Annotated in this window: 3 protein-coding genes; 2 read left to right on the top strand and 1 reads right to left on the bottom strand. The window is 69.5% G+C overall.

The features are described 5' to 3' along the window. Both G3I65_RS35570 and G3I65_RS35565 read left to right on the top strand, forming a co-directional pair. On the top strand, positions 1–446 hold a 446-nt coding region (locus tag G3I65_RS35570), incomplete at its 5' end, for a L,D-transpeptidase (RefSeq protein WP_239071649.1). Between the two features lie 111 nt (positions 447–557). Next, positions 558–3,392, top strand: coding sequence for a PQQ-dependent sugar dehydrogenase (locus G3I65_RS35565; RefSeq protein ID WP_160699972.1), 2,835 nt, complete (start codon positions 558–560; stop codon positions 3,390–3,392). A 51-nt stretch (positions 3,393–3,443) separates the two neighbouring features. Here G3I65_RS35565 and G3I65_RS35560 read toward each other — a convergent pair. Next, positions 3,444–3,798 (bottom strand): 3-hydroxyacyl-CoA dehydrogenase family protein (locus G3I65_RS35560; RefSeq protein WP_239071648.1); only part of this gene is annotated, 355 nt, incomplete at its 5' end.

Here is a 3,798-nt window from a genome sequence, read left to right as displayed (position 1 = left end):
CGACGCCGACCACGTCGAAGGCGGCCCCCACCACGACCAAGCCGAAGCCCAAGCCGAAGCCGGCGCCCCCGGCGAACCCGGGCGTGCCGTGCGCGGCGGCGGCCGCGGCCTCGGGCACCGCGGCCTGCGTCGACATCTCGGCGCACCAGGCGTGGCTGCTGCAGGGCGGCAAGGTCGTCTACGGGCCGGTGAAGATGCTGCCGGGCCGCAAGAGCAACCCGACCCCGACCGGCACGTTCCACGTGCTGTCGAAGGAAAAGATGCACCTGTCGAAGGAGTTCGACAACGCGGAGATGCCGAACTCGGTGTTCTTCTACCCGGGCGACGCCTTCCACACCGGCAGCCTGTCGGTGTACTCGCACGGCTGCATCCACCTGTCGGCCGCCGCGTCCCTGAAGTTCTTCAACACGTTGCACGTCGGTGACGTCGTGCAGGTGGTCCCGTAACGCGTTAGCGGCCAATACGGACAGTAGGTCACAGTCCGATAAATTCACTCTGCCGAGTGCAACTGGCCCCCCTGCTCGGGCGATAAGTGATCGCTTGGGAAGGGGGGCCAAATGGCCTTGCGAAAACTTCGCGCACTCCGTCACGCCTTCGTGGCGGCAGTTTTGACCGGGGCGATGCTGCCCGTCGTGGCCACGGGGGTGGCGACGGCGGCGACAGCGCTCCCGCAGGGGTTCGTGCTGCGGGACACCAGCGCCGGGCTGGGGCAAGAACCACTCACCGACTTCGCGTACCTGCCGGACAACTCGATGCTGGTCACCGGCAAGAACGGCACGGTCCGCTGGCTGTCGGCCGACGGCTCGGCGGGCCGGTCGCTGACGAAGCTGCCGGTCCGGACCAATGAAGACCTCGGTCTGGTCGGGCTCGCCGTGGCGCCGGATTACGCCACCTCGCACGCCATCTACCTGACGCGGTCGATCAACCAGACCAGCGGTTTCGTGATGCGCCTGGCGCGGTTCACGGTCACCGTGGACGCGGCCGGCGCGCCGACCGGTCTGGGCGCCGAGCAGTCCCTGTTCGAGGTGCCGGGCATCTTCAACGTGCACGGCATCGACGAGGTCGTCGCGGCCACCGACGGGACGCTCTGGCTGTCCATCGGCGACAACGGCGACTTCACCAAGATGGACCCCGCGTCGCTGCGCGCGCAGGACATCAACCAGCCCTACGGCAAGATCTTCCACCTGGCCGCCGACGGCAAGGGCGTGGCGACCAACCCGTACTTCGACGCGGCGAACCCGGGTTCGACCGCGAGCAAGGTGTTCGCGCGCGGGTTCCGCAACCCGTTCCGCTTCAGCATCGACCCGAACCTCGGCCTCCCGGTCGCCGGTGACGTCGGCTGGAGCACCTGGGAAGAGGTCGACGTCGTGCAGCGCGGCGCGAACCAGGGCTGGCCGTGCTGGGAGGGCAACCACCCGACGCCGGGCTACAGCGGTCTCGCGGAATGTGTGGGTGTGGCGAACCAGCCGCCGGTCTTCGAGTACCAGCACGGCAACGGCGTGATGCAGGGCAACAGCGTCAGCGGCGGGATCGTCTACAACGGATCGAGCTACCCGGCGGCGTACCGCGGCTCGTACTTCTTCGGCGACTACGTGACGCACAAGATCTGGACGATGAAGTACGACAAGCAGGGTCAGCTCACGCAGGCCCCGGAGAACCCGCCGGTCTTCACCGACATCGGCGGCCCCGTCAAGTTCGCGGCGGCGCCGAACGGCGACATCGTCTACGCCGACATCCTGTCCGGCAACCTGCGGCGGCTGACCTACTCGGCCAACAACACCACGCCGGTCGCCAAGGCCACCTCGGTGACCGACCCGGACACCCGCACCGTTTCGTTCGACGGCTCCGCTTCGGTCGACTACGACAACGACACGCTGAAGTACGACTGGGACTTCGGCGACGGCAACACCCTCGTCGACGCGGGGCCGACGGTGTCGCACGCCTACGCGGCGGGCACCGAGGCGTTCACCGCGAAGCTGACGGTCCGGGACCCGCTGGGCGCCGCCGACACGACCAGCATCGCGGTCGCGCCGGGCAACCACACCCCGGAGATCACCCTCACCACGCCGGGTGACACGGCGACGTTCGCGGTCAGCCAGCAGGTTTCGCTGAGCGCCACCGCGACCGACGCGGAGGACGGCGCGTTGCCGATCACCTGGACCACCGCGGTGCGGCACTGCCCGAGCGAGGCGACGTGCCACTCCCACCCGGGCGACGGCGGTACCGGCGCGAGCTTCGCGGCGCCGTTCACCGAGCACCCGGACTCGCGGATGGAGTTCACCGCGTCGGTGACCGACAACGCGGGCGTCACGACGTCCAAGACGTACACGGCGTGGCCGCGTGAGCACCGCATCACCTTGGTCAGCACGCAGCCCGCGGCGCTGGGCATCCCGGTCGAGGGCGGCGTCAGCACCGCGATGGTCGCCGAGGGGGCCAGCTTCGACGTCGAGGCCGCCGCGCTGGCGATCGACGGCGTCTCGACGTTCACCGGCTGGCAGGGTGGTCCGACGACTCAGAAGTGGATCATCACCGTCGGCACGAGCGACATGACGCTGACGGCGAACTACGCCACGCCGATCGACCAGCGTTACAACGCCGACCCGGCGCTGCAGGCGAAGCTGGGCGCGCCGACGGCGCCCGAGGTCACCGATGGTCCGGTCCACTACCGAGTCTACGCGAACGGGCGGCTGTACTGGAGCGCCGTGGGTGGCACGAAGTTCGTGACCGGCCCGGTGCTCGACAAGTACGTCGCCTTCGGCGGCCACAGCGTCCTCGGCCCGCCGACGTCGGACACCGCGTCCACTCCGGACGGTGTCGCGCAGTACAACCACTTCGTCAACAACGGAAACGTGGGCTCGATCTACTACACGGCCGCGACGGGCGCGCACGCGCTCTACGGTGAGATCCGGAAGAAGTGGGCGGCGCTGGACTACGAGCGCGGTCTGGGTTACCCGACGACCGACGAGGCAGGCACGCCGGACGGCGTCGGCCGCTACAACCACTTCATCAAGGGTGGCAACGTCGGTTCGATCTACTACACCGCCGCGAACGGCGCGCACGCGATCTTCGGGGAGATCCGGAAGAAGTGGGCGGAGTACGGGTACGAGCGCGGGCTCGGCTACCCGACGACCGACGAAGGCGTTACGCCGGACGGGATCGGCCGATACAACCACTTCAGCCTCGGCCACTCGATCTACTACACGGTGGCGACCGGCGCGCACGCGGTGAAGGGCGAGATCCGCAAGCGCTGGGCGGCGCTCGGGTGGGAGCGGTCGTACCTGCGCTACCCGACGTCGGACGAGTACGTGGTCAACGGGGTGTACCGCAGCGACTTCCAGGGCGGTTACATCACGTTCACCCTCGCGGGCGGGGCCGTCGACCGTCCTTGGTGAACTGAGCGGTGAAGAAAGCGGGCCGTCCCTCGGGGCGGCCCGCTTTTCCGTTCAGGACAAGAGGTTCGCCGGTGTCGTCCCGGTCGTCGTCAGCGGGAGGCCGAGTGCGACGCGCTCGGTGAGCCACGGGCTCGGCCGGTAGCGCGGGTCGCCGGTGGCCGTGGCGAGGCCGCGCAGGATGCGCAGCACGACGTCGCCGCCGACGAGATCGCCCCAGGCCAGCGGACCGCGTGGGTAACCGAGGCCGAGGCGGACCGCCGTGTCGATGTCCGCCGGGGTCGCGAGGTGCTGGCCCGCGATGAAGCACGCCGTGTTGACGATCGAGGCCAGCAGGCGCTGGGCGATCGGGGCGGGCCCGTCGCGCACGACGGTCACCGGGTGGCCGGTCGCGGCCAGCGCGCCCCAG

It is taken from the genome of Amycolatopsis sp. SID8362 (assembly GCF_010550475.1).
Lineage (GTDB): Bacteria > Actinomycetota > Actinomycetes > Mycobacteriales > Pseudonocardiaceae > Amycolatopsis > Amycolatopsis eburnea.
The sequence above is the reverse complement of the archived record's forward strand: the minus strand, read 5'-3'. Positions and strand labels throughout refer to the sequence as shown.